The sequence below is a fragment of the Microbacterium sp. NPDC057658 genome (genome assembly GCF_042799975.1).
Taxonomy (GTDB): domain Bacteria; phylum Actinomycetota; class Actinomycetes; order Actinomycetales; family Microbacteriaceae; genus Microbacterium.
On record NZ_JBHVHT010000002.1, the window covers coordinates 361,787 to 385,905 of the forward strand.

At 71.1% G+C, this 24,119-nt stretch carries 24 protein-coding genes, 1 tRNA gene and 1 pseudogene; 12 read left to right on the forward strand and 14 right to left on the reverse strand.

The window, feature by feature from the left end:
- Window positions 1-125: 125 nt before the first annotated feature.
- Complete coding sequence (locus ACFU8V_RS15200) at window positions 126-1,229, reverse strand: ABC transporter ATP-binding protein (protein WP_025104314.1); 1,104 nt, start codon at window positions 1,227-1,229, stop codon at window positions 126-128.
- A gap of 228 nt (window positions 1,230-1,457) precedes the next feature.
- Here ACFU8V_RS15200 and ACFU8V_RS15205 point away from each other — a divergent pair, with 228 nt between their 5' ends.
- The 3 genes from ACFU8V_RS15205 to ACFU8V_RS15215 all read left to right on the forward strand — a co-directional run bounded on the left by ACFU8V_RS15205 (window position 1,458) and on the right by ACFU8V_RS15215 (window position 3,670).
- Window positions 1,458-2,408, forward strand: a complete 951-nt coding sequence (locus tag ACFU8V_RS15205) for a thioredoxin domain-containing protein (RefSeq protein WP_025104315.1) — start codon at window positions 1,458-1,460, stop codon at window positions 2,406-2,408.
- A 42-nt stretch (window positions 2,409-2,450) separates the two neighbouring features.
- Window positions 2,451-2,523 (forward strand) — tRNA-Thr (locus ACFU8V_RS15210).
- A gap of 193 nt (window positions 2,524-2,716) precedes the next feature.
- Window positions 2,717-3,670 carry an aldo/keto reductase gene (locus ACFU8V_RS15215; RefSeq protein WP_315105092.1) on the forward strand — a complete coding sequence of 318 codons (954 nt, stop codon included), beginning with the start codon at window positions 2,717-2,719 and terminating at the stop codon, window positions 3,668-3,670.
- A gap of 7 nt (window positions 3,671-3,677) precedes the next feature.
- Here ACFU8V_RS15215 and ACFU8V_RS15220 read toward each other — a convergent pair whose 3' ends face one another.
- Genes ACFU8V_RS15220 through ACFU8V_RS15235 form a run of 4 tightly spaced genes read right to left on the reverse strand, consistent with a single transcriptional unit; the run spans window position 3,678 to window position 7,322 of the window.
- Window positions 3,678-4,346, reverse strand: coding sequence for a response regulator transcription factor (locus ACFU8V_RS15220; RefSeq protein WP_085606212.1), 669 nt, complete (start codon window positions 4,344-4,346; stop codon window positions 3,678-3,680).
- Window positions 4,343-5,581: a sensor histidine kinase gene (locus ACFU8V_RS15225; protein ID WP_378872473.1), complete on the reverse strand. Its 1,239-nt coding sequence runs from the start codon at window positions 5,579-5,581 to the stop codon at window positions 4,343-4,345. Before ACFU8V_RS15225 ends, ACFU8V_RS15220 begins: the two co-directional genes overlap by 4 nt.
- 8 nt (window positions 5,582-5,589) lie before the next feature.
- Entirely contained in the window at window positions 5,590-6,414 is an 825-nt protein-coding gene (locus ACFU8V_RS15230) for an ABC transporter permease (protein ID WP_378872476.1), read from the reverse strand.
- Window positions 6,411-7,322, reverse strand: coding sequence for an ABC transporter ATP-binding protein (locus tag ACFU8V_RS15235; RefSeq protein WP_025105520.1), 912 nt, complete (start codon window positions 7,320-7,322; stop codon window positions 6,411-6,413). Before ACFU8V_RS15235 ends, ACFU8V_RS15230 begins: the two co-directional genes overlap by 4 nt.
- Window positions 7,323-7,486: 164 nt before the next feature.
- Here ACFU8V_RS15235 and ACFU8V_RS15240 point away from each other — a divergent pair, with 164 nt between their 5' ends.
- Window positions 7,487-8,401, forward strand: coding sequence for a DMT family transporter (locus ACFU8V_RS15240; RefSeq protein WP_036293476.1), 915 nt, complete (start codon window positions 7,487-7,489; stop codon window positions 8,399-8,401).
- 77 nt (window positions 8,402-8,478) lie between these two features.
- On the opposite strand, the pseudogene ACFU8V_RS15245 reads toward ACFU8V_RS15240, so the two are convergent.
- Window positions 8,479-9,081 (reverse strand): annotated as a pseudogene (locus ACFU8V_RS15245) (nitroreductase family protein); the annotation flags it as partial.
- On the reverse strand, window positions 9,078-9,482 hold the full coding sequence (gene msrB, locus ACFU8V_RS15250; protein ID WP_025105523.1) for a peptide-methionine (R)-S-oxide reductase MsrB: 405 nt from the start codon (window positions 9,480-9,482) through the stop codon (window positions 9,078-9,080). The pseudogene ACFU8V_RS15245 and the gene msrB, both read right to left, overlap by 4 nt.
- A 72-nt stretch (window positions 9,483-9,554) precedes the next feature.
- Between msrB and ACFU8V_RS15255 the strand changes: the two genes are divergently transcribed.
- The 4 genes from ACFU8V_RS15255 (at window position 9,555) to groL (ending at window position 13,199) form a co-directional block, all read left to right on the forward strand.
- Window positions 9,555-10,547, forward strand: a complete 993-nt coding sequence (locus tag ACFU8V_RS15255) for a DUF2332 family protein (RefSeq protein WP_378872481.1) — start codon at window positions 9,555-9,557, stop codon at window positions 10,545-10,547.
- A 9-nt stretch (window positions 10,548-10,556) separates the two neighbouring features.
- Entirely contained in the window at window positions 10,557-10,817 is a 261-nt protein-coding gene (locus tag ACFU8V_RS15260; RefSeq protein ID WP_378872484.1) for a DUF3263 domain-containing protein, read from the forward strand.
- Between the two features lie 71 nt (window positions 10,818-10,888).
- Window positions 10,889-11,455: a LytR C-terminal domain-containing protein gene (locus tag ACFU8V_RS15265; protein ID WP_029990089.1), complete on the forward strand. Its 567-nt coding sequence runs from the start codon at window positions 10,889-10,891 to the stop codon at window positions 11,453-11,455.
- A gap of 124 nt (window positions 11,456-11,579) precedes the next feature.
- Entirely contained in the window at window positions 11,580-13,199 is a 1,620-nt protein-coding gene (gene groL / locus ACFU8V_RS15270; RefSeq protein ID WP_025105526.1) for a chaperonin GroEL, read from the forward strand.
- Window positions 13,200-13,271: 72 nt separating this feature from the next.
- On the opposite strand, the gene ACFU8V_RS15275 is transcribed toward groL, so the two are convergent.
- The 3 genes from ACFU8V_RS15275 to ACFU8V_RS15285 all read right to left on the reverse strand — a co-directional run bounded on the left by ACFU8V_RS15275 (window position 13,272) and on the right by ACFU8V_RS15285 (window position 16,131).
- On the reverse strand, window positions 13,272-13,559 hold the full coding sequence (locus ACFU8V_RS15275; protein WP_249520758.1) for a WXG100 family type VII secretion target: 288 nt from the start codon (window positions 13,557-13,559) through the stop codon (window positions 13,272-13,274).
- A 126-nt stretch (window positions 13,560-13,685) separates the two neighbouring features.
- Complete coding sequence (locus ACFU8V_RS15280; protein ID WP_085606199.1) at window positions 13,686-15,377, reverse strand: cell wall metabolism sensor histidine kinase WalK; 1,692 nt, start codon at window positions 15,375-15,377, stop codon at window positions 13,686-13,688.
- A 61-nt stretch (window positions 15,378-15,438) separates the two neighbouring features.
- Window positions 15,439-16,131 carry a response regulator transcription factor gene (locus ACFU8V_RS15285; RefSeq protein WP_025105529.1) on the reverse strand — a complete coding sequence of 231 codons (693 nt, stop codon included), beginning with the start codon at window positions 16,129-16,131 and terminating at the stop codon, window positions 15,439-15,441.
- 119 nt (window positions 16,132-16,250) lie between these two features.
- Here ACFU8V_RS15285 and ACFU8V_RS15290 point away from each other — a divergent pair, with 119 nt between their 5' ends.
- Complete coding sequence (locus ACFU8V_RS15290; protein WP_172400106.1) at window positions 16,251-17,258, forward strand: CPBP family intramembrane glutamic endopeptidase; 1,008 nt, start codon at window positions 16,251-16,253, stop codon at window positions 17,256-17,258.
- A 15-nt stretch (window positions 17,259-17,273) separates the two neighbouring features.
- Here ACFU8V_RS15290 and ACFU8V_RS15295 read toward each other — a convergent pair whose 3' ends face one another.
- The 3 genes from ACFU8V_RS15295 to ACFU8V_RS15305 are packed head-to-tail and all read right to left on the reverse strand — an operon-like array spanning window position 17,274 to window position 20,940.
- A complete protein-coding gene (locus tag ACFU8V_RS15295) occupies window positions 17,274-18,914 on the reverse strand; it encodes a DNA repair helicase XPB (RefSeq protein WP_025105530.1) in 1,641 nt (546 codons plus the stop codon).
- Window positions 18,915-18,950: 36 nt separating this feature from the next.
- Window positions 18,951-20,654, reverse strand: a complete 1,704-nt coding sequence (locus ACFU8V_RS15300) for a helicase-associated domain-containing protein (protein WP_378872491.1) — start codon at window positions 20,652-20,654, stop codon at window positions 18,951-18,953.
- 10 nt (window positions 20,655-20,664) lie between these two features.
- A complete protein-coding gene (locus ACFU8V_RS15305; protein WP_025105532.1) occupies window positions 20,665-20,940 on the reverse strand; it encodes a hypothetical protein in 276 nt (91 codons plus the stop codon).
- A 116-nt stretch (window positions 20,941-21,056) separates the two neighbouring features.
- Here ACFU8V_RS15305 and ACFU8V_RS15310 point away from each other — a divergent pair, with 116 nt between their 5' ends.
- Window positions 21,057-21,437, forward strand: a complete 381-nt coding sequence (locus ACFU8V_RS15310; protein WP_025105533.1) for a cold-shock protein — start codon at window positions 21,057-21,059, stop codon at window positions 21,435-21,437.
- Window positions 21,421-22,035: a DUF3027 domain-containing protein gene (locus tag ACFU8V_RS15315; RefSeq protein WP_378872496.1), complete on the forward strand. Its 615-nt coding sequence runs from the start codon at window positions 21,421-21,423 to the stop codon at window positions 22,033-22,035. The genes ACFU8V_RS15310 and ACFU8V_RS15315 overlap by 17 nt, the downstream gene beginning before the upstream one ends.
- A 9-nt stretch (window positions 22,036-22,044) precedes the next feature.
- Here the strand turns inward: ACFU8V_RS15315 and serC are convergent, their stop codons facing one another.
- Window positions 22,045-23,157, reverse strand: coding sequence for a phosphoserine transaminase (serC, locus tag ACFU8V_RS15320; RefSeq protein WP_025105535.1), 1,113 nt, complete (start codon window positions 23,155-23,157; stop codon window positions 22,045-22,047).
- A gap of 101 nt (window positions 23,158-23,258) precedes the next feature.
- On the opposite strand from serC, the gene ACFU8V_RS15325 reads away from it, so the two are divergent.
- Window positions 23,259-23,960, forward strand: a complete 702-nt coding sequence (locus ACFU8V_RS15325) for a metal-dependent transcriptional regulator (RefSeq protein WP_025105536.1) — start codon at window positions 23,259-23,261, stop codon at window positions 23,958-23,960.
- Window positions 23,961-24,119: the final 159 nt, after the last annotated feature.

Consider the following 24,119-nt stretch of genomic DNA (forward strand, 5'->3'; position numbering starts at 1 on the left):
CAGTTAGGTCTCGCACTTTTGGGCTGTGGCGGGGGGAGGTTCTGGCGGGGGGCTCCTGGGGGGGGAGGGGAAAGGGCAGAGGCGCGGGCGACCGAAGTCAGCCCGCGCCGCGGTGGAGTGTCCGATCAGGCCGAGACGACCGGCTTGTCGTTCAGGCGGTCGCCCGACTCGAGGTCGAACGCGTGCACGTGACCCGGGTTCGCGGCAAGGGTGACGGTCTCCCCGGCGTTCGGGTGGTTGCGGCCGTCGACGCGGGCGACGAGGTCGGTGCGCTTGCCGTTGATCTCCGTGTGGCCGTAGAGGTAGCCGTCGGCGCCGAGCTCCTCGACGAGGTCGACGACGACCGAGAGGCCGCGACCGTCGGCCGGGCCGACCGTGATGTCCTCGGGGCGGACGCCGACCGTGACCTGCGAGCCCGACGCGCGGCCGACCGTGTCGCGGTCCAGCGGCACGACCTCGGTGCCGAACTGCACGCCGCCGTCGGCGAGGTCGGCGCTGAACAGGTTCATCGCGGGGGAGCCGATGAAGCCGGCCACGAACACGTTGTTCGGCTTCTCGTACAGGTCGCGCGGGGAGCCGACCTGCTGGAGCAGGCCGTCCTTGAGCACGGCGATGCGGTCACCCATCGTGAGCGCCTCGGTCTGGTCGTGCGTGACGTAGACCGTGGTGACGCCGAGACGACGCTGCAGCGACGCGATCTGCGTGCGGGTCTGGACGCGGAGCTTGGCGTCGAGGTTCGACAGCGGCTCGTCCATGAGGAAGACCTGGGGCTGACGCACGATGGCGCGACCCATGGCGACACGCTGACGCTGACCACCGGAGAGGGCCTTCGGCTTGCGGGTGAGGTACTGCTCCAGGTCGAGGAGCTTCGCGGCCTCGAGGACGCGCGCGGCGCGCTCCTCCTTGCCGACGCCGGCGATCTTGAGCGCGAAGCCCATGTTCTCCGCGACGGTCATGTGCGGGTACAGCGCGTAGTTCTGGAACACCATCGCGATGTCGCGGTCCTTCGGCGGCACGTCGGTGACGTCGCGGTCACCGATGAGGATGCGGCCGGAGTTGACCTCTTCGAGGCCGGCGAGCATGCGGAGGGAGGTGGACTTACCGCAACCGGAGGGACCGACCAGGACGAGGAACTCGCCGTCTCCCACCTCGAGGTTGAGCTTGTCGACAGCCGGACGGGTGCCGCCGGGGTACAGGCGGGTGGCCTCGTCGAAAGTCACAGATGCCATCGTGTTTCTCCTTCACCGGCAGGTACGTGCCGGACGATCCGTAGTGAATGAAGCGGCGGAGCGACCCGCCGTGACCCTCCATCGGGTCGGGATCAGTATGGCACGAACGGCCGCACCTGGGTATTTCTCAGCCTCACTGGTTAGCATCGAACCCGGCCGTGCGCAGCGGCGATCACCGCCCGACGGTGGTCGGGGCCAACCCGGACCCCCTGAGACTCAAGAGGAACGATGTCGAGCGACGAAACGCCGAACGTCCCCGCCCCTCGCACTTCGCGCGAGGCCGTGCGGGAGAAGGCACAGAAGGTGCACGCCCAGCAGTCGCGGGCGCGTCTCATGCGACGGATCATCATCGGTGCGGTCGCGATCATCGCGGTCGGTGCGATCGGGACCGCCGTGACGCTCGCCGTGACCTCGCAGACGTCCAAGCCGCAGCTCAGCCCCAGCGGCATGGAGGCGGACGGCGTCGTGGTGACGGACATCGCCTCCGCCGCGATCGCCGGCACCGCGTCCCCCACACCGGACCCCGAGCCCAGTGAGGCCGGCGCCAGCGAGACGCCGTCGCCCGAGCCGTCCGCGGCCGGCGCCGTCGAGGTGCACGTCTACGTCGACTACCTCTCGCCCGACGCGGGCAAGTTCGAGCGCGCCAACGCCCGTCTGCTCGCCCAGTGGATCGAGGACGGCGCCGCGACCGTCAGCTACCACCCGGTCGCTCTGCTCACCGCCAGCTCCAACGGCACGAAGTACTCGCTGCGTTCCGCCGCGGCCGCCGCCTGCGTGGCGACGCACTCGCCGGACCAGTTCTACGCGTTCAACCACGACCTCCTCGACGACCAGCCCGACGTGGGCAGCGACGGGATGTCCGACGAGGAGCTCGCCAACCTCGCGGGCGCCGTCGGCGTGGACAACGCCAAGACCGTGCGCTCGTGCATCCAGGACGGCGACTACGTCAGCTGGGCGAAGGAGGCGACGACCCGCGCGCTCGAGGGGCCGCTCCCCGGCTCCGACGACCTCGTGCTCACCGCCGCCCCGATGATCGTCGTGAACGGCGAGGCGTACGTCGGGGCGCTGGACGACCCGCAGGAGCTGTCGACGTTCGTCATGTCCGTCGCCAGCGAGGCCTACTACGAGTCGACGTCTCCGACGCCCACCCCGACCGCCACCTCGGCGCCGGCGAAGTAGTCCGTCGAGCGTCCCGGCCATCGCTAAGCTGTGATGGCATCCGCCGACTTGGCGCAATTGGTAGCGCACCGTACTTGTAATACGGGGGTTACGGGTTCGAGTCCCGTAGTCGGCTCTCTCTGACGGACCCCTCCGCGTGATCGCGGCGCCTCTGCGTGGCGCGTTGGCGCGCGCCCGCATATCGCGTATCACTTCGGAGGGTGTTATGTTACTGGGGTGCAGGTGGTCGGCACCCCGCCCCGGCCACCTGCGCATCTTTTCGCGTCACCGCGGGAATGTTCGCGCCGCTCATCGCGGTTGTCTCGGACATGACCCGCATCGGCTCCAGTGACCTCGACGTCTTCCCCCTCGCCCTCGGCGGCAACGTGTTCGGCTGGACGGCCGACCGTGACGCCTCCTTCGCCGTCCTCGACGCCTTCGTCGACGGGGGTGGCGACTTCATCGACACGGCGGACTCCTACAGTGCGTGGGTTCCCGGCAACGAGGGTGGCGAGAGCGAGACGATCATCGGAGCGTGGCTCGCGGCGCGGAAGCCCCAGGGCGTCGTCGTCGCGACCAAGGTCAGCCAGCACCCCGCCTTCCGCGGTCTCTCGGCGGGGAACGTGCGCCGCGCGGCGGAGGCATCGCTCGCTCGTCTCGGCGTCGACGAGATCGACCTCTACTACGCGCACTTCGACGACGAGTCCGTGCCGCTGGAGGAGACGGTCGAGGCGTTCGGCGCCCTCGTCACGGACGGGCTCGTGCGGCACGTGGCGGTGTCCAACTACACCGCCGACCGCATCCGGCAGTGGATCGACATCGCGGACCGCCTCGGCGTCGCGCGACCGGTCGCCGTCCAGCCGCACTACAACCTCGTGCACCGCAACGACGTCGAGGACACCATCATCCCCGTCGCCGAGGAGTTCGGGCTGAGCCTCGTGCCGTACTACGCGCTGGCGAGCGGCTTCCTCACCGGCAAGTACCGATCGACGGACGCCGGGGGAGAGGGGTCTCCGCGGGCCGCCGGCGCTGCGAAGTACGCCACCGAGGCGGGACTTCGGATCATCGACGCGCTGGACGAGATCGGCGGAGCGCACGGCGCCTCGGTCGCCGCGACGGCCCTGGCCTGGCTGCGTGCGCAGCCGACCGTGGTCGCGCCCATCGCGAGTGCCCGGACGGTGGATCAGGTGCCGGATCTGCTCGCCGGAGCGCGGCTGGAGCTGTCGTCCGAGGAGGTCGAGCGCCTGAACCGCGTGTCGGCCTGGACGCCGCCGCAGGGCTGACCCGCTCTCACCGACCGACGAGGCCGAGCCGGTGCGCGAGGATCACGGCATGGATCCGGTCCCGCGCCCCGAGCTTCGCCAGGATCCGCCCGACGTGCGTTTTCACCGTGGACTCGCCGACGTAGAGCGACGCCGCGATCTCGGCGTTCGTGAGCCCCTGGCCGATCGCGATGAACACCTCGCGCTCGCGTTCGGTCAGGGAGCGGTACCCGGCGTCGTCGACCTCGTCGAGAGCGCTGGCTCCGAGCTGCGAGCCGACGTGCTCCAACAGCACGCGGGTCACCCGCGGCGCCAGCGCGGCGTCTCCGCGATGGACGGCACGGACGGCGGAGAGCATCTCCTGGCGCTGGGCGTCTTTCAGGAGGAACCCGCTGGCACCGGCCCGGATCGCGCCGAAGGCGTACTCGTCCAGATCGAAGGTCGTGAGGACGAGCACCTTCGTCTCGGGATGCGCGCCGACGATGGCGGTCGTCGCCGCGATCCCGTCGAGCTCCGGCATCCGGATGTCCATGAGCACGAGGTCGGGGGCGAGTGCGGCGCTCTGCGCGATCGCCGCCCTCCCGTCGGCGGCCTCCCCGATGACGACGATGTCGGGTTCCGCCTCGAGGACCATGCGGAACCCCAGGCGGATCAGCTCCTGGTCGTCGACCAGGAGCACGCGGATGGGTGATGTCATCTGTTCTCCTCCTCTGTCGGCATCACGGCGCGAAGGATCCATCGGCCCGCACCGTCCGGCCGCGACTCCAGTGTGCCGTGGACGTGGGCGGCGCGTTCCTGGAGACCCCGGAGACCGAAGCCTCCCTCGCCCGGAGAGCCCGCGACGCCGTCGTTGACGATCTCGACGACCACGGAAGCGGGCGTGTACTCGAGTCGCACGGATGCGGCGGTCGCGGTCGGCGCGTGCCGCATCGCGTTCGTCAGCCCCTCCTGCACGATCCGGCCGAGCGCGTGGGCGACGTCGGACGAGACGTCCGCGTGGCCGGTGGTGGCGAGGGTCACCGGATACCCGGTCCGCTGCGCGGCCGCGACGGTCTCCTGCGGGGATGCGGGCGAGACCGGCGCGAGGAGGAGCGGGGCGTCGTCGTCCCGAAGCACCCCGAGCATCGCCCGCATCTGGGTGAGCGCGCTGCGGGCGGTGTCCGCCGCAGAGGTGGCCGCCGCGCGCGCCTGTTCGCGGTCCGGGGTGGCGGCCGCTCCCTCGGACAGCGCCACGACCACGGTCAGGGAGTGCGACACGATGTCGTGCATCTCGCGTGCGATCCGCGCCCGCTCCGCCGCAGCGGCGAGCTGCGCCTGCTGGTCGCGCTCCACGAGGAGCTGCCGGGAGCGGTCGATGACGGCGTCCAGGTAGCGCTTCCGGTTGCCGACGTTCGCGCCGATCAGGGTGCCGATCAGGCCGAGCACGACCGTGCCGAGCAGGGCGTTGACCGCCTCTTGGAGTGTGAAGATGCCGGACCAGAGGAGGAGCCCGGCTCCCGAGGCGCTGGCGGCGACGCCGATGCCGAAAGCTGTCCACGCGGCACGGGTGGAACGGTAGACGGCGAGGGAGTAGCCGGCGAACAGCAGCAGCGGGCTGCTCCCCGGCAGCGCGGTGAACAGGAGGAAGACCTCGAGCAGGATCGCCGCGATCGCCGGGAGCCACGGCTTCCGTCGGCGCCAGAGCAGGGTGGCGGAGGCGGCGACCACGCAGAGCGGCAGCAGGGCGGCGAGCACGAGCCCGACGTGGCCGCGGTCGGCATCGTCGACGCGCGCGGCGGGTGTGATCGTGAGGACGATGCAGAGCAGGGTGAGCAGGACGTCGGCGAGGACGGGATGGCGCGCCCAGAAACGCCGGAACAGGCCGGGAGGACGAGGGAGCCGCAGCCCCTCGTCCTCCCGGACCGTGTCCGTTCCGCGTCGCTTCGCCGGCACCCGGTCTCCTACGCGTCCCGCGTGCGGAGGACGGCCCACGCGGCCAGCAGACCGCCGACCACCCAGCAGCCGAGGGTGAGGAAGGCGACCGGCGCATCCAGCGTCGCCGTGTCACCGGGCAGGATCGCGCTCTGCGCGGCGGCGACGGGGAGGTAAGCGGAGGCGTCGATCACCCAGGCCCAGGCCTCTCCCGCCATCGCGAAGAAGCTCGCGACGATCGGCAGGACGAACAGCAGACCGACCGTCGCCGCGATCGCTCCGGCACCCGAGCGCAGGATGAAGCCGAAGGCCACGCCGATCAGCGCGAAGACGGCCATGGCGAGGGAGGCGACCACGATCGGCAGGACGGAGGCCGCGGGGTCCGACCAGTCGATGCGCTGCTCCCGTCCTGCGACCACGGGGGACACGGCGGCCGCCGCGGCGCCGAAGATGACCAGCGACGACAGGAACAGGAAGCCCGCGAGCACGAGGGCCTTCGCCAGCAGCACGGACCCGCGGATCGGGTCGGCGGTCAGCGTCGAGCGGATCATGCCCGTGGAGTACTCGCCGGTGACCGAGATCGCCCCGATGATGCCGGCGAGCAGCATCGTGAACTGGATCGGCATGACGACGGCCTGGATCGGGTCGAACCCGGGGGCATCGATCGCCTGGGCGATGAGGACGGCGATGCCGATCGTCAGCACGGCGGCGATCGCGATGGACCACCACGTCGACCGGAGGGTGATGAGCTTAATCGCCTCGCCGCGCACGGCGCGTGCGAAGGTGAGGCGCCGACCCGAGTCGACGGCAGGGGGCGCGACGGCCGGGGTCGTCACGGCGGGGGCGGCGGTCATGAGAGCTCCTTCGTGCGGTACTCGACGGCGTCGCCGGTGAGGGCGAGGTAGGCCTCTTCGAGGGATCCGGTGGTCGGGGTGAGTTCGTGCAGCGGGATCCCGCGCTCCGCGGCGAGGTCGCCGATGCGGGCTGCCGGGAGCCCCGCGATGTCGAGCAGATCGGGAGCGGCGCTGACGATCTCCACGTCCGGACCGCCCACCGCGGCCACGAGGTCGGTGGGGCGGGGTGTCCGCACGCGCACGCGGTTTGTCGTCCAGGAGCGCACCAGCTCGGCCAGCGGAGCGTCGGCGAGGACCTTGCCCCGTCCCATCACGATGACGTGGTCCGCGGTCTGCGCCATCTCGCTCATGAGGTGACTGGACAGCAGGACCGTCCGGCCCTCGGAGGCGGCATGCCGGACGAACTGGCGCACCCAGCGGACGCCCTCCGGGTCGAGGCCATTGACCGGCTCGTCGAGGATGAGGGTGTGCGGGTCGCCGAGCAGTGCGGAGGCGATCCCGAGGCGCTGCCCCATGCCGAGGGAGAACTTCCCGGCGCGCTTGCGGGCGACCGCGCCGATGCCGGCGAGCTCGATGACCTCGTCGACGCGCGACGTCGGGATGCCGTGCGTGGCGGCCATGGCCCGGAGGTGGTCGCGTGCGGTCCGTCCGGTGTGCACGGCCTTGGCATCGAGGAGCACGCCGACCTCGGTGAGGGGCGCCCGGAGCTTGCGATACTCCTGGCCGGCGACGGTCGCCCGGCCGGCCGACGGACGGTCCAGCCCGACGATCATGCGCATGGTCGTCGACTTCCCTGCGCCGTTCGGTCCGAGGAAGCCGGTGACGGTCCCCGGCTGCACGGTGAAGGACACGCCGTCGACGGCGGTCTTGTCCCCGAATCTCTTGGTGAGGCCTTCTGCGGTGATCATGGTCCCCACGCTACGGACCGTCGGGGCGCGGCGCGTCCTCCCGGAGGACGATTCCCCGGTGCGGTGCGATCGTCCTCCGGGAGGACGGCGCCGTGGAGGACAGGTGCCCGCGGAGGCTCCGATAGTGTCGAGAGGTGACTCCCGCCCGCCGCCTCCCCGCCCCTCTGGCGCTCGGGGGAGCCGTCGCGATCGGGGTCATGACCGCGATCCAGGCGCGCATCAACGGGGTCCTGGGCGTGCGCGTCGACAACGGCATCGTCGCCGGCTTCCTGTCCTTCGCGGTGGGGCTCGTGGCCCTCGCCGTCGTCATCTCCTTCCTGCCTTCGGCGCGCGGTGGTGCCGCGCGCCTCGGCCGCGGCATCCGCGACCGGAGCATCCCGTTCTGGATGCTCCTCGGCGGAGCCTGCGGCGCTCTCACCGTCTCCACCCAGGGGCTGACGGCGGGCATCCTCGGCGTCTCCCTCTTCACGGTGGGTGTCGTGGCAGGGCAGACCCTGCACGGCCTCGTCCTCGACCGCATCGGCTTCGGGCCGGCGGGCGTCGTGGCCGTGACCCCCGGCCGGGTGATGGGCGGCGTGCTCGCGCTCGCCGCGGTGGGGATCTCCCTCTCGGGTGATGTGCTGGCGACCGCCCCGCTGTGGATGCTGGTGCTGCCCTTCGCCGCCGGTGTCGGCATCGCCTGGCAGGCCGCGACGAACGGTCGGCTGGCCCAGCGCGTGCAGTCGCCGATCGCCGCCACCCTGATGAGCTTCATCGCGGGAACCCTGGTCCTGGCGGTCGCCGCCGGCACCAGCGTCGCCGTGCGGGGGTGGCCGGCCGCGCTGCCGACCGAGCCCTGGCTCTACCTCGGCGGCTTCCTCGGTGCTGGCTACATCCTGCTCGGCGCCTTCATCGTCGCGCACACGGGCGTGCTGCTCATGGGGCTGGGATCGGTGCTCGGGCAGCTCGTGACGTCCGTCGTGATCGACCTGCTCTGGCCGGCGCAGGCGGGACCGGCGCTGTGGCAGGTGATCGCGATGGTCATCGTGGCGGTGGGCTCGGTGCTGGTCGCGGTGCCCTGGCGTCGACGCCGGCTCTAGGAGCGGCTCTTCTTCGCGGCCTTCGCGGCCTTCTTCTTCGCCTTCTTCTTCGCCTTCTTACGGGCCTTCTTCTCGGCCTTCTCGGCCTTCTTCCTCTCGGCCTCCTGCGCCGCCGCCTCGGCTGCCGCCCGCTCCTCCGGAGAGAGCTTCGGCGGCCGGGTGAGAAGCGCGCGGGCGTCGACCGTCTTGCGCCTGCCGGGGCTCTTGCCCTCGGGCTTCGCGCCGATGTAGAGCCAGCCGAGGAGCTCCTCGTCGGGGCCCAGTCCGTGCATGCGCGCCACGGGCTCTGAGCGCGTGTAGTGTCCGGTGCGCCAGATGACGCCCCACCCCGCCTCATCGAGCAGCAGGCTCAGCACATGCGCGACGCCGGAGGCCACCGCCTCCTGCTCCCAGCGCGGCACTTTCTCGCTCGGACGGTAGCTCGCGACCACCGCGATGAGGAGCGGAGCCCGCAGCGGCTTCGTCGACGGCTCCGCGTCTCCCTGAGCCTCGGCGATCGCGGCACCGAGCGCCTCGCGGTCCGCGCCGCGCAGCTCGATCAGACGCCAGGGGCGCAGCGAGGAATGGTCGGCGACGCGGCCGGCGGCGCCGACGAGCGTCACCAGCTCCTCGCGCCCCGGGGCGGTGTCGCCGACCTTCGACCAGGACTGCCGTGCGCGGACGGCGTCGAGGGCGCTCACGACTCGTCGGGCGTGAAGTTCAGCGCGATCGAGTTCATGCAGTAGCGGTCACCGGTGGGGGTGCCGAAGCCGTCCGGGAAGACGTGGCCGAGGTGCGAACCGCAGGTCGCGCAGCGGACCTCCGTGCGCACCATGCCGAGACTGTCGTCCTCGAGCAGCTCGACCGCATCCGGCCGGACCGACTCGTAGAAGCTCGGCCAGCCGCAGCCCGAGTCGAACTTGGTGCCGCTCTTGAAGAGCTCCGCACCGCAGGCGCCGCAGGTGTAGAGGCCGGCGCGCTCCTCATCGAGCAGCTCACCCGTCCAGGCGCGCTCGGTCGCCGCCTGGCGCAGCACGGCGTACTGCTCTTCGCCGAGCTCGTCGCGCCACTCGTCTTCGGTCTTGTTCACGCTGTAGGGCATCGTGTCCTCCTGAGTCCTCTCCATTCTCCCTCGTGCGAGGGCGTCGGTGGCGCTTCGCGTCAGAATGGACGCATGACCGACGCCGTGCAGGAGCGCTATGCCCGATTCGCGGCGACGGAGGCTCCTGGGCGCAGCGCGCTGTACGCGGAGTGGGCGGCCGGGGTCGCCGCCGACCCGGAGATCAGGGAGCTTCTGCGACGGATCCCGCCGACCCGACGCCAGCCGCCCGTCGTCTTCGCCGTGTCCCGCCTGCTCGGCGCCGGTCACGGACCGTACCGGGAGTGGCGTGAGTTCGTCCTCGCGCAGGCCGACCGGCTCGTCGCCGAGTGCACCCGGCGCGCCCTGCAGACCAACGAACCTCTGCGGACCGCCGCTCTGCTGCCCGTGCTCTCCGAGATCGACGGGCCGATCGCACTGCTGGAGATCGGCGCCGCGGCGGGCCTGTGCCTCTACCCCGATCGCTACTCGTTCCGCTTCACCGACGGAGACGGACGCGTACGCCGCGCCCTCGATCCGCTCGACGGCCCCTCGACGGTGCTGCTGGAGAGCACCGTGTCCGGAGACCTGCCGCCGCTGCGCCTGCCCGAGGTCGTGTGGCGCGCGGGTATCGACCTCGCCCCGCTGGACGCGGCGGCCGCCGACGACCGGCGCTGGCTCGGCGCACTCGTGTGGCCGGGGGAGGAGGGGAGGGAGCAGCGCATCACCGCCGCGCTCGACATCGTCGCCGCCGACCCTCCGCTCCTCGTCGCCGGCGACGCGGCCGCCCACCTGGACGATCTGGCGGCGTCGGCTCCGGCGGACGCCACTCTGGTCATCACGACCCCGGGGGTGCTGGTGCACATCCCGCGGGCGGAGCGGACGGAGCTCGTCGCCACGATCGCGGGACTGCCGGCGCACTGGGTCACGATCGACCCTCCCGGCCTCCTCGACGTGTGGGAGCCGCCGGTCGCCGTGGAGACCTGGCCGGGCTTCGTCGTCGCGCACGACGGCCGCGTGCGCGCCGCCGCGGATCCGCTCGGCGCGTGGTGGGAGTGGCGCACCGGGGATCGCCGTCCGACGACCTAATCTGAGGGCATGTCCGCAGACCACCTCACGGAGCGCGATCGCGCGATCCTCGCCCTGGAGGCCGCCTGGCCCCGCCACGGCGGCATGAAGGAGGAGGTCATCCGCAGCAAGCTCGGCATGAGCGCGGCGCGGTACTACCAGCTGCTCGGGCGGCTGATCGACTCCGAGGCCGCGCTCGAGTTCGACCCGATGCTCGTGCGGCGGCTGCGTCGGCTCCGCGACGCCCGCGGCGCCAGACGGGCCGCGCGGATCCCCGGCTTTACCGGCTGAGCGGACGCCGACCGCACGGATCGGGCCCGTCGCGGACCGGTTTGCCAGGGACGTGCCGCTAGCATCGAGGGGTGTCCAAGCCCCCCCGTGACCGTTTCGACGAGGTCCCCCGTTCCACCGGACGCGTAGGAGCGCACCGCGCCGAAGCCCCGGGCATGAACGGCTGGGTCGTGCTGCTGTGGTCGTTCGTCGCTGCCCTCGTGCTCATCATCGCCGGCATCTTCGGCGCACTGGCCGTCATGGGGCGGATCGAGCTGTTCCCCGATGCCGCGCCGTCCGCGGTCGCCACGCCGGAGGAGACCGGGGTGATCGACCCGACCTACTCGGTGCTGATCCTCAACGCGACCCCGGACAACGGCCTCGACGACCAGATGCGCGACACCCTCATCAACGCCGGCTGGGCGGCGGACACGGTGCTCGCCAGCGACAGCGAGAGCGACGACTTCGCCACGACGACCGTCTACTACGTCAGCGCCGAGGACGAGGAGGCGGCCATGGGCCTCGCCGGCGTCATCGGCGGTGCCGAGGTGCAGCAGAGCGATTACTACGCGGGTCAGACCGAGGACGGCCAGAAGCAGCTCACCATCGTGATCGGCGTCGACCGGGCCGCGTCGGTGCCCGAGACTCCCGCGCCCTGACGCCCGTCTCCCTCTCGGATCGCACGGCTTGCACTCGATGGTGTCGAGTGCCAGAATGGCGTTAGCACTCTCTCACTCTGAGTGCTAAACCCACCGTCTACGTCCAGGAGGGACGACAAAACTCATGGCAAAGATCATCGCCTTCGATGAGGAGGCCCGCCGCGGCCTCGAGCGTGGCCTCAACATCCTCGCCGACGCGGTCAAGGTGACCCTCGGCCCGCGTGGTCGCAACGTCGTGCTCGAGAAGAAGTGGGGCGCCCCCACGATCACGAACGACGGTGTCTCCATCGCCAAGGAGATCGAGCTGGACGACCCGTACGAGAAGATCGGCGCGGAGCTCGTCAAGGAGGTCGCCAAGAAGACCGACGACGTCGCCGGTGACGGCACGACGACCGCCACGGTCCTCGCCCAGGCCCTGGTCCGCGAAGGCCTGCGCAACGTCGCGGCCGGTGCCGACCCCATCTCCCTCAAGCGCGGCATCGAGAAGGCCGTCGCCGCGATCACCGAGGAGCTGCTGAGCACGGCGAAGGAGATCGACTCCAAGGAGCAGATCGCCGCGACCGCCTCGATCTCCGCCGCCGACCCCGCGATCGGCGAGCTCATCGCCGAGGCCATCGACAAGGTCGGCAAGGAGGGCGTCGTCACCGTCGAGGAGTCGCAGACCTTCGGCACCGAGCTCGAGCTCACCGAGGGCATGCGCTTCGACAAGGGCTACCTGAACCCGTACTTCGTCACGGACCCGGAGCGCCAGGAAGCCGTCTTCGAGGACCCGTACATCCTCATCGCGAACCAGAAGGTCTCCAACATCAAGGACCTCCTGCCGATCGTCGACAAGGTGATCCAGGACGGCAAGGAGCTCGTCATCATCGCCGAGGACGTCGAGGGCGAGGCTCTCGCGACGCTCGTGCTGAACAAGCTCAAGGGCATCTTCAAGTCGGTCGCCGTCAAGGCTCCCGGCTTCGGCGACCGTCGCAAGGCGCAGCTGCAGGACATCGCGATCCTCACGGGCGGCCAGGTCATCACCGAAGAGGTGGGCCTGAAGCTCGAGAACGCCACGCTCGACCTGCTCGGCCGTGCGCGCAAGGTCATCGTCACCAAGGACGAGACCACGATCGTCGAGGGTGCCGGCGAGGCCGACCAGATCGAGGGTCGCGTCACGCAGATCCGTCGCGAGATCGAGAACACCGACAGCGACTACGACCGCGAGAAGCTGCAGGAGCGCCTGGCGAAGCTCGCCGGTGGCGTGGCCGTCATCAAGGCCGGTGCGGCGACCGAGGTCGAGCTCAAGGAGCGCAAGCACCGCATCGAGGACGCCGTCCGCAACGCGAAGGCAGCCGTCGAGGAGGGCATCGTCCCCGGTGGTGGCGTCGCGCTCATCCAGTCCGGCACGAAGGCGCTCGACGCTCTCTCGCTCGAGGGCGACGAGGCGACCGGTGCGAACATCGTGCGCGTCGCGATCGAGGCTCCGCTGAAGCAGATCGCGCTGAACGCCGGTCTCGAGCCGGGCGTCGTCGCCAACAAGGTCTCCGAGCTCCCCGCGGGCCAGGGCCTGAACGCCGCCAGCGGCGAGTACGGCGACATGTTCGCACAGGGCATCATCGACCCGGCGAAGGTCACGCGTTCCGCGCTGCAGAACGCCGCGTCGATCGCCGGCCTGTTCCTCACGACCGAGGCCGTCGTCGCCGACAAGCCCGAGAAGGCTGCTGCTCCCGCGGGTGACCCCACGGGCGGCATGGACTTCTGATCCTCTGAGAGGTTCAGAGACCCCGTCTCACACAGAAAGCCCCCGGCTCCGGCCGGGGGCTTTCTGCGTCCCTCAGCGGAAGAGGCTCGCCGAGTACTGATCCGCTTCGGCGTACTGGGTGGCCACGGCGCCGAGCGATGTGCCGATACCGTCCAGGACGAGCTCGACGTGCTGCTGGGCGCCCTGCCACTCCTCGGCGCAGCTCTGGAAGGCGGCCGAGGCCGTGCCGAGCCACGCGGTCTGCAGTTGCCGGAGCTGAGACATGAGCGTGGCGGATTCGGCGCGCAGGCGCTCGATGGTGGCGCGGGTCGCGGCTTCTGCCGCGTGGACGGCGTCGGTGTCGACGGTGAAGACGGTCATGGGATCTCCCTTCGAGGAAGCTCCGACGGTACGGGGGCTGCAGCGCCGTCGGAGAGGCGAGACCGCGTCCGGTCCGGAAGCCGGGAGAAGGGACGCGCCGCGAGAGATCTGTGCAGGAACGAGTGCCTACGGGAGGTCGTCGAGCCGCTCCAGCGGCTGAGTGTCCTCGAGGAGATGCTCCGGGGTCGAGCGCGCGGGGGCGAGCGGGAGCGTGACGGTGAAGGTGGCGCCGCCTCCCGGGCTCTCCGACACCGCGATGTCGCCGTTGAGCGCCTTGAGGATGGAGGCGACGATCGCCAGCCCCAGGCCGGAGCCGCCGGTCTCCCGCGCGCGGGAGGTGTCGGCTCGCCAGAACCGCTCGAAGATCTGCTCCCGGATCTGCGGCGGGACACCCTCGCCGTGGTCGACGATCGAGATGCTCGCGGTGCCCGCCGTGCGGTCGGAGTCCACGACGATCTCGATCGGGCTGTCCTCGGGGGAGAAGCGGCGGGCGTTGCCCAGGAGGTTCGTGACGACCTGACGGACCTTGTTCTCCTCGCCGAGCACGATCGGCGGTGTACGCACCGGGATGTCGGCGACCTCGGTGAAGTCGATGGCCGGCGGCTGCTCCTGCGGCCGCGCGCGGCGACGAAGGCGCGACAGGGTGGCACGGGGGCGCGGCTTCGGCGCGGGCTCCGGGGCGATGGGCACCACCGGGGTGCGGATGGGTGTGGTCGGGACGTTCTCGAGCGTGCGGTCGATCACGGAGATCGTGCGGCCCGGAGCTGCGGCCCGCACGTCGAGGGCGGCATCGCGCGCGATGGGGCGGAGATCGAGCGGGACGATCTGCGGCTCGCGCTCCTCGTCGAGTCGGGCGAGCGCGAGGAGGTCCTCCACGAGGACGCCCATGCGGATCGCCTCCTTCTCGATGCGCTCCATCGCCCTGGCGGTGTCCTCCTCGCCCTTGATCGCGCCCATGCGATACAGCTCGGCATAGCCGCGGACGCTGACGAGCGGAGTGCGCAGCTCGTGACTGGCGTCGCCGATGAAGCGTCGCATGTGCTGCACGGTGCGATCGCGCTGGGCCAGGGAGCGATCCACCCGATCGAGCATCGTGTTGATGGCCGCGTTCAGGCGCCCGACCTCGGTGGTCGGCTCCAGGTCGGTGAGCCGCTGCCGGAAGTCGCCGGCGGCGATCGACATGGCGGTCTGCTCGACCTGCCCGAGCCGGCGGAACGTCAGCGTCACGAGTCCGCGGGTGAGCAGAGCCGCGACGAGGATCGTGATGAGGGCGATGGTGATGTAGATCCCGAAGTACTGGCTGATGATGCGGTCGGCCTCGGCGAGGGGGAGCGCCACCATCTGGATGCTCAGCGGGTCGCCCTCCTGCTGCACGACGGCCGCGGCGGCGTGGTAGACCCGGCCGTCCGTGTCCTCGAGGGCGAGCACCTGATCCTCGTTCGCCTGGGCGTCCGACAGGGAGTACTCCGCGGGGAAGACCGGGGCACGACCGGAGGCGCTGGGGGCCGTCGCACGCAGGGCGCCCTCCGCATCGTAGATCGCGAAGGAGAAGTCGCGGGGCTTCTCGTCCCGCGGGGTGTACGTGGTCACGCCGTCGATGGTCGTGGTGTCGAAGTACCGGTCGACGAGGTCGCTGGTCACCAGTGCCGGAAGCTGCGCGTTGATGTTCTCGACCAGGGCGTTCCGCAGCAGCGGCACCGTCCCGATCCCGGCGACGAGGAGACCGAGGGCGAGCACGGCGACCGTGACGCCGGTGACCTTGGCACGGAGGCTGATGCGCCGCCACCAGGCGGTGACCGCATCCGGCTTGTGCGCCATGCGGTCCTCCCTCGTGCGGCGGCGATGCCGTCCGGGGACGGCGGGTGCGGGCTCGACGGTCTCAGACCGTCTTGCCCACCTTGAGCATGTACCCGAAGCCGCGCTTCGTCTGGATCAGCGACTCCTCCGTGTGCGGATCGATCTTGCGACGCAGGTACGAGATGTAGCTCTCGACGATGCCGGCGTCGCCGTTGAAGTCGTACTCCCAGACGTGGTCGAGGATCTGCGCCTTCGACAGCACCCGGTTCGGGTTCAGCATGAGGTAGCGGAGGAGCTTGAACTCGGTCGGGCTCAGGTCGATCGGCTCCTTGCCGACGTGCACGTCGTGCGTGTCCTGGTCCATGGAGAGCTCGCCGGCGCGGATGATCGACTCCTCGTCGGCCTGCATCGTGCGGCGGAGGATGGCCTGGGCCCTGGCGACGATCTCGTCCAGGCTGAACGGCTTGGTGACGTAGTCGTCGCCGCCGGCGTTCAGGCCCTCGATCTTGTCCTCCGTGCCGTCCTTGGCCGTGAGGAAGAGGATGGGGGCGGTGAATCCGGCGCCGCGGAGGCGCTTGGTCACGCTGAACCCGTTCATGTCGGGGAGCATGACGTCGAGGATGATGAGGTCCGGCTCCTCCTCGAGGACGGCGGAGATCGTGGCGGCGCCGTTGGCCACCGTCTTCACCTGGAACCCGGCGAAGCTGAGACCCGTGGAGAGCAGGTCGCGGATGTTGGGCTCGTCGTCGACGACCAGGATGCGCGCAGCAGTCATGACCCCATTATGGTGACTTCGGCCATGCGCGGGCTGATTATCCTGCGGAACGGCGTGGATGCGGTCGATCCGTCGGCGGGTGGATGTGCCGCACAGGCGGCCCGGGGGAGGATCGAGGCATGAGTTCGATCGAGGACGCCACCGCCGCCCCCGTCACCCCGTCCGCGCCGTCCCCGGAGGTGTCCGAGCGCGGGCTCGAGTACCACCGTCTGGCGCTCCTCCGCCCGCGCCCCCGGTGGTGGAAGCCGCTGCTCACCGGCCTCCTCGGCATCGCGTTCTACCTCGCGATCCTCGTGCTCGTCGTCGTGCCGCTCGTGGTCGTGTCGGCCCTGGTGCCCGGGTGGGGCGCCGAGCTGCAGATGCTGTTCCGGACCACCGCGTACTTCCAGCTGGACCGTCCGTGGCTCCTCGTGGCGCTCGTGCTCCCGCTCATCCTCATGATCCCCGCCCTGCTCCTCGCCTCGCGGGTCGTTCAAGGGCGAGGCGTCGGGCTCCTGTCGTCGGTCACCGGGCGGCTGCGGATGGACTGGCTCGGTCGGACCCTCGGGCTGGCGTCCGCGGTGTTCGTCGTCTACTTCGCCGTGGTGCTCGGCTGGTCGGCGGCCCTCGGCGATGCGGTGACACCGGACTTCTCCCACCCCGGGCTCCTGCTCATGGTGGTGCTCCTGCTCGTGCTGATCCCGTTCCAGGCCGCCGCGGAGGAGTACGTCTTCCGCGGCTATCTCATGCAGCTCGTCGGGACCTGGCTCCGGCACCCCGCCTTCGCGATCCTGCTGCCGGTGCCGCTGTTCGTGCTGGGGCACGGCTACGACGTGTGGGGTGCGGCGAGCGTCGGCCTCTTCGCAGTCGTCGCCGCCTGGCTCACGTGGCGGACGGGCGGGCTGGAGGCGGCGATCGCGCTGCACATCGTGAACAACCTGATGATCTTCCTGCTCGGCTCCGTCGCCGTGGTCGATGCGAACGCCACCTCGGGGTCGCCGGTGGATCTCCTCGGCTCGGCCGCGGCGATGCTCGTCTTCGCCGTCGTCGCAGACCGCTGGGCGCGCCGGAGAGGGATCACCCGGACCGCGTCGCCCGCCGCCGTCGCCCGCGGGACGCATCTTCTCCCGGGGAGGATGCACGGCTGAGCGCCGCGATCCTGTTCAGGCGGCGATCGCCTCGGCGTCCATGATCGTGTAGCTGTACCCCTGCTCCGCGAGGAACCGCTGCCGGTTCTGCGCGTAGTCCTGGTCGATCGTGTCGCGGGCCACGAGCGTGTAGAAGCTCGCCGTGTGGCCGGACTGCTTGGGGCGGAGGAGTCGCCCGAGCCGCTGGGCCTCCTCCTGCCGGGAGCCGAACGAGCCGGACACCTGGATGGCGACCGACGCCTCGGGGAGGTCGATGGAGAAGTTCGCGACCTTCGACACCACGAGCAGCGAGATGTCGCCCTCCCGGAACGCCCGGTACAGCTCCTCGCGCTCCTCGACCGGGGTGGATCCGGTGATCTGCGGGGCGTCGAGCGCCTGCGAGAGCGCGTCGAGCTGGTCGAGGTACTGACCGATGACCAGGATCTGCTCGCCCTGGTGGGCCGCGATCAGCTCGCGCACCGCATCGATCTTCGCCGGTGCGGAGGCCGCGAGCCGGTAGCGCTCGTCGTCGGTCGCCGCCGCGTACTCCAGGCGGTCCGCCGGGGGGAGGTCGACCCGCACCTCGAAGCAGGCGGCGGGGGAGATGAACCCCTGCGCCTCGATCTGCTTCCAGGGGGCATCGAAGCGCTTGGGGCCGATGAGACTGAACACGTCGCCCTCGCGGCCGTCCTCGCGGACCAGGGTCGCGGTGAGGCCGATCCGGCGCCGCGCCTGCAGGTCGGCGGTGAGCTTGAACACCGGGGCGGGCAGCAGGTGCACCTCGTCGTACACGATGAGGCCCCAGTCCAGGGCGTCGAGGAGCGCGAGGTGCGCGTACTCGCCCTTCCGCTTCGCCGTGAGGATCTGGTACGTCGCGATCGTGACGGGCTTGACCTCCTTGGCCTGCCCGGAGTACTCGCCGATCTCCTCGGGCGTGAGGCTGGTGCGCTTGAGCAGCTCGTCCCGCCACTGCCGTGCGGACACGGTGTTCGTCACGAGGATGAGCGTCGTGGTCTTCGTGGCGGCCATGGCCCCCGCGCCGACGATGGTCTTTCCCGCCCCGCAGGGGAGGACCACCACGCCGGAGCCGTCCTTGGAGAAGGCATCGACCGCGTCCTGCTGGTACGGGCGGATGGTCCATCCGTCCTCGGCCAGCTCGATCTCGTGGGGCGTGCCGGGTGTGTAGCCGGCCAGGTCTTCGGCCGGCCAGCCGATCTTCAGCAGCTCCTGCTTGATCTGGCCGCGGGCCCATGCGTCGACGACGAAGGTCTCCGGCGTGGGGTGCCCGATGAGCAGCGGCTGGATGCGCTTGTTGTTCGCGACCTGGGCCAGCACGGCGGGGTCGGTCGAACGCAGGATGAGCACGCCCTCGTCGTCGCGCTCGATGACCAGGCGCCCGTACCGGTTGACCGTCTCACGCAGGTCGACCGCGACGGAGGGCGGCACCGGGAAGCGCGACCAGCGGTCGAGCGTCTCCAGCATGTCGTCGGCGGTGTGCCCGGCCGCGCGGGCGTTCCACAGACCCAGGCGCGTGATGCGGTAGGTGTGGATGTGCTCGGGGGCGCGCTCCAGCTCGGCGAAGATCGCGAGCTCGTGACGGGCGCTCTCGGCGTCGGCGTGGGCGACCTCGAGGAGCACGGTGCGGTCGCTCTGGACGATCAGGGGGCCATCAGACATAGCTGACCAGTCTACCGGCCCCTGGCCGCACGGGGCCTAGGTCGGGACGACGGTCGCGGCGCGGATGCTCGACACCGGCAGGGTGCGCTCGACATCGGCCGCCCTGTCCCTGCCGCGCAGCCGACCACCACCGATCCCGGTGGCTTCGAGGAGGAGATCCCTGGTGGATCCGTCCGGCATGCCGACCGTCACCCGCAGCACGGCCTTCGCGCGCACCGCCGCCTCCAGCTCCCTGTCCAGCCACGCGGCGTCCGCGTCGGGGCCCTGGTGCTCGCGCAGCCGGGCGATCAGCGGCCCGTAGTCGGGGGCGGGAGCGTGGTCGGGAACGGCGGCCGGATGGCGCGTGCGCACCGCGACGGTCCCGTCGCGATCGACGAGGGTCGCCGGATACCGGGCATCCGTCAGCGCCCAGTACACCGTGTCCTGCCCGACCTTGGTGGTCAGCGAGCCGACGTGCGCGGTGAGTCCGAGAGGGCGGAGCGACTGGTCGACCGCCATGGCCTCGAGGAGGTGCGCGTCCGTGCTCTCCACCCGGGTGCGCCCCGTCTCGTCGTCCACGGAGACCCGCACGAGTCCGTGGCGCTGGCCGGTCTGCGCGACGAGGTAGCCGAGGGGCTGGGGGATGCCCGTGAGCGAGAGGCCGCCGAGGAACTCCAGGATCGAGGCCTCGTCCTCTCCCGCGGCGAAGGCGTGCGCCACCGACTCCGCGGTGAACCGGTACGACGAGGCCTGGGAGGCCGACTCCCGGCGGGCCATGGTGCGCAGGCGCACGTCCAGCGCGGGCTGCAGAGGACCGGGGGCGATCGCGGTGAGGTCGTTCTGGAGGAAGATCCGGTCCACCTCTGCGGGCAGGAGCGCGGCGAGGGCGGAGGGGTCAGCCGCCGCGCCGCGCCGCAGGGCCTCGGACCAGGCGGGTTCGGAGCCGTCCTCCGCGACGAGACCGAGGAGCCGGGCGCCTTCGAGCTGCCGCGCCGCGTCTTCCGGCCAGGCCGGGTCCCAGGGGTGGGCGCGGTGCCACTGCGTGAGCGGGAGCCACCCTCCCGGCTCCGTGCGCACACCGCGGGGCAGCGCGTCGCGGAAGGCCGTGGCCAGCACGCTCCAGCGTGCGATCGCGGGGGAGCGCAACCACTCCTCCGCGGCGGCCGTCGTGCGCAGCAGTCGATCGCTCGGCGTCGCGAGCCCGGCGCGGACGGCGAGGGTCACCAGAGGATCGACGCTCTCGACGGGGAGGCCGGCGTCGGCGAGCTGGCGTTTCTGCCCCGCGCTCACGGCGCCGCCCATGAGCAGCGCGAAGGGCTGATCCCTGGCGAGGAGGAGGATGTCGGCCACCGCGCCGACGGTGGTGAAGGCGCGTTCGGCGGCGTGTGCGGCCACGGACTCCGTGGAGGCCGGCGCCGCCGTGTCGTCCGGCACCGCGGGGCGGGTCTTCCCGGCGACCGCCTCTGCCACCGGCGGGTGCGGGGTGCCGTCGGGGCGGAGGAGGGCGAGGGCGATCAGGCGCTCCCGCTCGGCGCCGACGACGCTCCCGGAGGCGGCATCGAGAAGCGCCGTGGCCTCGGCGGCGGTCAGAGCGGGCAGCACGCGGGCGATCGAGGACGGCTCCAGCAGCGCCTCCGCGGCGTCGAAGAAGTCCTGCCATCCGGCATCCGGACGGACGCCCCGTGCGCTCAGCAGCGCCGTCAGCTCGTCATCGCTCGCCGCAGCCAGGTGATCGGCCAGCGGGCGTGCGTGCGTGCTCATCGGTGCGGCCTCACCGACGCGACTCTGCGCGGCCCTTCCGCACGAAGCTCATCACCAGCAGCACGATGATCATGACGAATGCGAGCGGCAGACCCCAGTAGGGGATCGCGGCTATCACGGGCCACAGTCCCTCGCCGAAGGCCGCCCGGTCCATGCCCAGCGCCGTGCCGATGATGATGACGAAGAAGCAGATCACCGCCGCCGCGGCGATGCCGAGCGCGGTGAACGCCAGGATGCGGTCGATCCGACGGATGGGGACCTCCGGTCCACGGCTCTGCGTACTCATCCGCCCCAGCCTACTCGCACGCCGGGAAGCCGCTCCGTTCCGCCCGTGACCGGTAGGCTGGGGGCACGCGCACGAGCGCGTCCCGTTCTGCATTTCGATCCCAGCGAGGTTCTCCCATGCCCACCGGCAAGGTCAGGTTCTACGACGAAGACAAGGGTTTCGGCTTCATCGCCAGCGATGACGGCCAGGACGTCTTCCTGCACGCCTCCGCGATGCCCGCCGGCACCGCGGTGAAGGCGGGTGCGCGCGTGGAGTTCGGCGTGGCCGACGGCAAGCGCGGCCTCCAGGCGCTGTCGGTGCGCGTGCTCGAAGCGCCGCCCAGCCTGGCGAAGGCCAAGCGCAAGCCCGCCGACGACATGGCCATCATCATCGAGGATCTCGTGAAGCTCCTCGACGGCATCGGCGGCGATCTGCGCCGCGGCCGCTACCCCTCCTCCAGCCACGGTCGCAAGATCGCGGCCGTCCTGCGCAAGGTCGCCGATGACCTCGAAGCCTGACGCCGACGCGCGTCTCGTCGAGGCGCACGACCTCGCGCTCTCCGCTCTGCGCGAGATCACGCCTGCCGCCACGATCGGGCCGGCCGCCGGGTTCATCCCGGAGGAGGACGGATCCGTCTCCCTCCGCTTCGAGAACCGGCTCCCCGGCTACCCCGGCTGGTACTGGACCGTGACGGTCGCCCGCGTGGACGACGAGGAGCCCACCGTCCTCGAGGTCGAGCTGCTCCCCGGCGACGGCGCGCTGCTCGCTCCGGAATGGGTGCCGTGGGCGGAGCGCCTGGCCGAGTACCGCGCGCACCAGGCCGAGCTGGCCGAGGCGGCCGCGGCCGCCGGCGGAGACGACGAGGCCGACCCGGACGACGAGGACGCCGACGGCGAGCTCGACGACGACGGCATCGACGATGACGAGCTCGACGAGGACGGCTCCGACATCCTGCACGCCGGCGACCTCGACGGAGTGGACATCGATGAGCTCGACGACTCCGAGGACGACGCGTCCGAGGAGGACGGCGAGGCCGAGGACGACGACGAGGCAGACGGCTCCGAGGACGACGACGCCGACGCCCGCGATGCGGACGCCGGCGACGAAGCGGAGTGAGCCGGGCGGTCAGCCGCCGAGGTTCTCCTGCACGAAGTCGATGGCACGGATGAGCTGACGCACGTCGTCCGGCTCGATCGAGACGAAGGTCGCCACCCGCAGCTGGTTGCGGCCGAGCTTGCGGTACGGCTCGGTGTCGACGATGCCGTTCGCGCGCAGCGCCTTCGCGATCGCCGCGGCGTCGACGCTGTCGTCGAAGTCGATGGTCGCGACGACGGGCGAGCGGTGCGCCGGATCGCTGACGAAGGGCGTCGCCACGGCGGAGGCCTCGGCCCAGTCGTACAGCACCGACGAGGATTCGGCCGTGCGTGCCGCGGCCCAGCCGAGTCCGCCGTTGTCGAGGATCCACCGGAGCTGGTCGTCCAGGAGCAGCAGCGTCGTGAGGGCGGGGGTGTTGAGCGTCTGGTTGAGCCGGGAGTTGTCCACCGCCTGCTTCAGGCTCAGGAACTCCGGGATGTACCGCCCCGAGGCGGCGATCCGCTCGATGCGGTCGATCGCGGCGGGGGAGACCGCGGCGAACCAGAGTCCGCCGTCGGAGCCGAGGTTCTTCTGCGGGGCGAAGTAGTAGACGTCGGCCTGCGCCATGTCGAGGTCGATGCCGCCCGCGGCGCTCGTCGCGTCGATCACCGTGAGCGCCCCTTCCGCGTGGACGCGCTCGATCGGCGCGGCCACGCCGGTGGAGGTCTCGTTGTGCGGCCAGGCGTACACGTCCACACCCTCGACGAGCTCGGCGGCGCTGCGCGACCCGGGCTCGGCGGAGCGGACGTCGGGAGCCTCGAGCCAGGGAGCGGCGGCGGCCTTGGCGAACTTGCCTCCGAACTCGCCGAACACGAGGTTCTGGCTGCGGCGCTCGATGAGGCCGAAGGCGGCGGCGTCCCAGAACGCGGTCGACCCGCCGTTGCCCAGGATGATCTCGTAGCCCTCGGGCAGGCGGAAGAGCGCGGCGAGCTGCTCGCGGACGCTGCCGACGAGGTTCTTCACGGGCGCCTGGCGATGCGAGGTCCCCAGGATCGAGGCACCCGTCGTGACGAGCGACTCGAGCTGCGCACCGCGCACCTTCGAGGGGCCGCAGCCGAAGCGGCCGTCAGTGGGCAGGAGGTCACGGGGAATCTCGATCGCCATGGCTAGATTCTAGGGGGATCGCGCCACCGTTCCTCCCGCCTGCGCCCCGTCCGATGTCGCCGGAGGAATGTAGGCTTGCCTAAGAACTTTCGGAGGGCCACATGACGGATCTGATCGACACCACGGAGATGTATCTCCGCACCATCCTCGAGCTCGAGGAGGAGAACATCGTGCCGCTGCGGGCGCGCATCTCGGAGCGCCTCGGCCACTCCGGTCCCACCGTCTCGCAGACCGTCGGACGCATGGAGCGCGACGGCCTCGTCGTGGTGTCCGAAGACCGCACGCTCGAGCTCACCGACGCCGGACGCCGCAAGGCCGTCGACGTCATGCGCAAGCACCGCCTCGCCGAGCGCCTGCTGTCCGACGTGATCGGGCTGGACTGGGCGTTCGTCCACGAGGAGGCCTGTCGCTGGGAGCACGTGATGAGCGAGCAGGTCGAGCGCCGTCTCGTCGAGCTCCTCGGTCACCCCACCGAGTCGCCGTACGGCAACCCGATCCCCGGACTCGACCAGCTCGGCGACCTTCCCGCCCGCACCTTCGACGAGGGCGTCATCGGCCTCGTGCAGCGGCTGAACGCCGCGGGCGAGCCGGTCGAGGGGACGGTCCGCCGTCTCGCCGAGCCGGCCCAGGTCGACCCCGAGCTCCTGGAGCAGCTGCGTGACGCGGGCGTCGTCCCTGGCGCGCGCGGAGACTTCCGCTTCAACGAGGGCTATGTGCTCATCCAGATGGACGGCAAGGAGGAGGGTCTGGAGCTCCCCGTCGAGCTCGCCTCGCACATCTTCCTCGTCGGCGAGCCCGCCTGATCGGCTCACCGAGGATTGTCAGTTTCCCAGGGTGACATGATCGTTATCTTCCGGTAACCTCGGTCAGGTCCTCAGCGAAGAAGCCCGCTGGGGGCGAACCGCGAAGATCCGCCTTCCGGCTCGTCGTCTTCCCGAGAGGGATGCGCTCGAACCCGAGCA

Excerpts from the sequence above, each read along its gene's own strand:
- ACFU8V_RS15275 (WP_249520758.1), bottom strand. The coding sequence starts at position 13,559 with ATGACCGTCTTCACCGTCGACACCGACGCCGTCCACGCGGCAGAAGCC.
- groL (WP_025105526.1), top strand. The coding sequence starts at position 11,580 with ATGGCAAAGATCATCGCCTTCGATGAGGAGGCCCGCCGCGGCCTCGAG.
- ACFU8V_RS15205 (WP_025104315.1), top strand. The coding sequence starts at position 1,458 with ATGTCGAGCGACGAAACGCCGAACGTCCCCGCCCCTCGCACTTCGCGC.
- ACFU8V_RS15325 (WP_025105536.1), top strand. The coding sequence starts at position 23,259 with ATGACGGATCTGATCGACACCACGGAGATGTATCTCCGCACCATCCTC.
- msrB (WP_025105523.1), bottom strand. The coding sequence starts at position 9,482 with ATGCCCTACAGCGTGAACAAGACCGAAGACGAGTGGCGCGACGAGCTC.
- ACFU8V_RS15215 (WP_315105092.1), top strand. The coding sequence starts at position 2,717 with ATGACCCGCATCGGCTCCAGTGACCTCGACGTCTTCCCCCTCGCCCTC.
- ACFU8V_RS15235 (WP_025105520.1), bottom strand. The coding sequence starts at position 7,322 with ATGATCACCGCAGAAGGCCTCACCAAGAGATTCGGGGACAAGACCGCC.
- ACFU8V_RS15305 (WP_025105532.1), bottom strand. The coding sequence starts at position 20,940 with ATGAGTACGCAGAGCCGTGGACCGGAGGTCCCCATCCGTCGGATCGAC.
- serC (WP_025105535.1), bottom strand. The coding sequence starts at position 23,157 with ATGGCGATCGAGATTCCCCGTGACCTCCTGCCCACTGACGGCCGCTTC.
- ACFU8V_RS15285 (WP_025105529.1), bottom strand. The coding sequence starts at position 16,131 with ATGACTGCTGCGCGCATCCTGGTCGTCGACGACGAGCCCAACATCCGC.
- ACFU8V_RS15230 (WP_378872476.1), bottom strand. The coding sequence starts at position 6,414 with ATGACCGCCGCCCCCGCCGTGACGACCCCGGCCGTCGCGCCCCCTGCC.
- ACFU8V_RS15310 (WP_025105533.1), top strand. The coding sequence starts at position 21,057 with ATGCCCACCGGCAAGGTCAGGTTCTACGACGAAGACAAGGGTTTCGGC.
- ACFU8V_RS15315 (WP_378872496.1), top strand. The coding sequence starts at position 21,421 with ATGACCTCGAAGCCTGACGCCGACGCGCGTCTCGTCGAGGCGCACGAC.
- ACFU8V_RS15295 (WP_025105530.1), bottom strand. The coding sequence starts at position 18,914 with ATGTCTGATGGCCCCCTGATCGTCCAGAGCGACCGCACCGTGCTCCTC.
- ACFU8V_RS15200 (WP_025104314.1), bottom strand. The coding sequence starts at position 1,229 with ATGGCATCTGTGACTTTCGACGAGGCCACCCGCCTGTACCCCGGCGGC.
- ACFU8V_RS15280 (WP_085606199.1), bottom strand. The coding sequence starts at position 15,377 with ATGGCGCACAAGCCGGATGCGGTCACCGCCTGGTGGCGGCGCATCAGC.
- ACFU8V_RS15260 (WP_378872484.1), top strand. The coding sequence starts at position 10,557 with ATGTCCGCAGACCACCTCACGGAGCGCGATCGCGCGATCCTCGCCCTG.
- ACFU8V_RS15220 (WP_085606212.1), bottom strand. The coding sequence starts at position 4,346 with ATGACATCACCCATCCGCGTGCTCCTGGTCGACGACCAGGAGCTGATC.
- ACFU8V_RS15255 (WP_378872481.1), top strand. The coding sequence starts at position 9,555 with ATGACCGACGCCGTGCAGGAGCGCTATGCCCGATTCGCGGCGACGGAG.
- ACFU8V_RS15290 (WP_172400106.1), top strand. The coding sequence starts at position 16,251 with ATGAGTTCGATCGAGGACGCCACCGCCGCCCCCGTCACCCCGTCCGCG.
- ACFU8V_RS15300 (WP_378872491.1), bottom strand. The coding sequence starts at position 20,654 with ATGAGCACGCACGCACGCCCGCTGGCCGATCACCTGGCTGCGGCGAGC.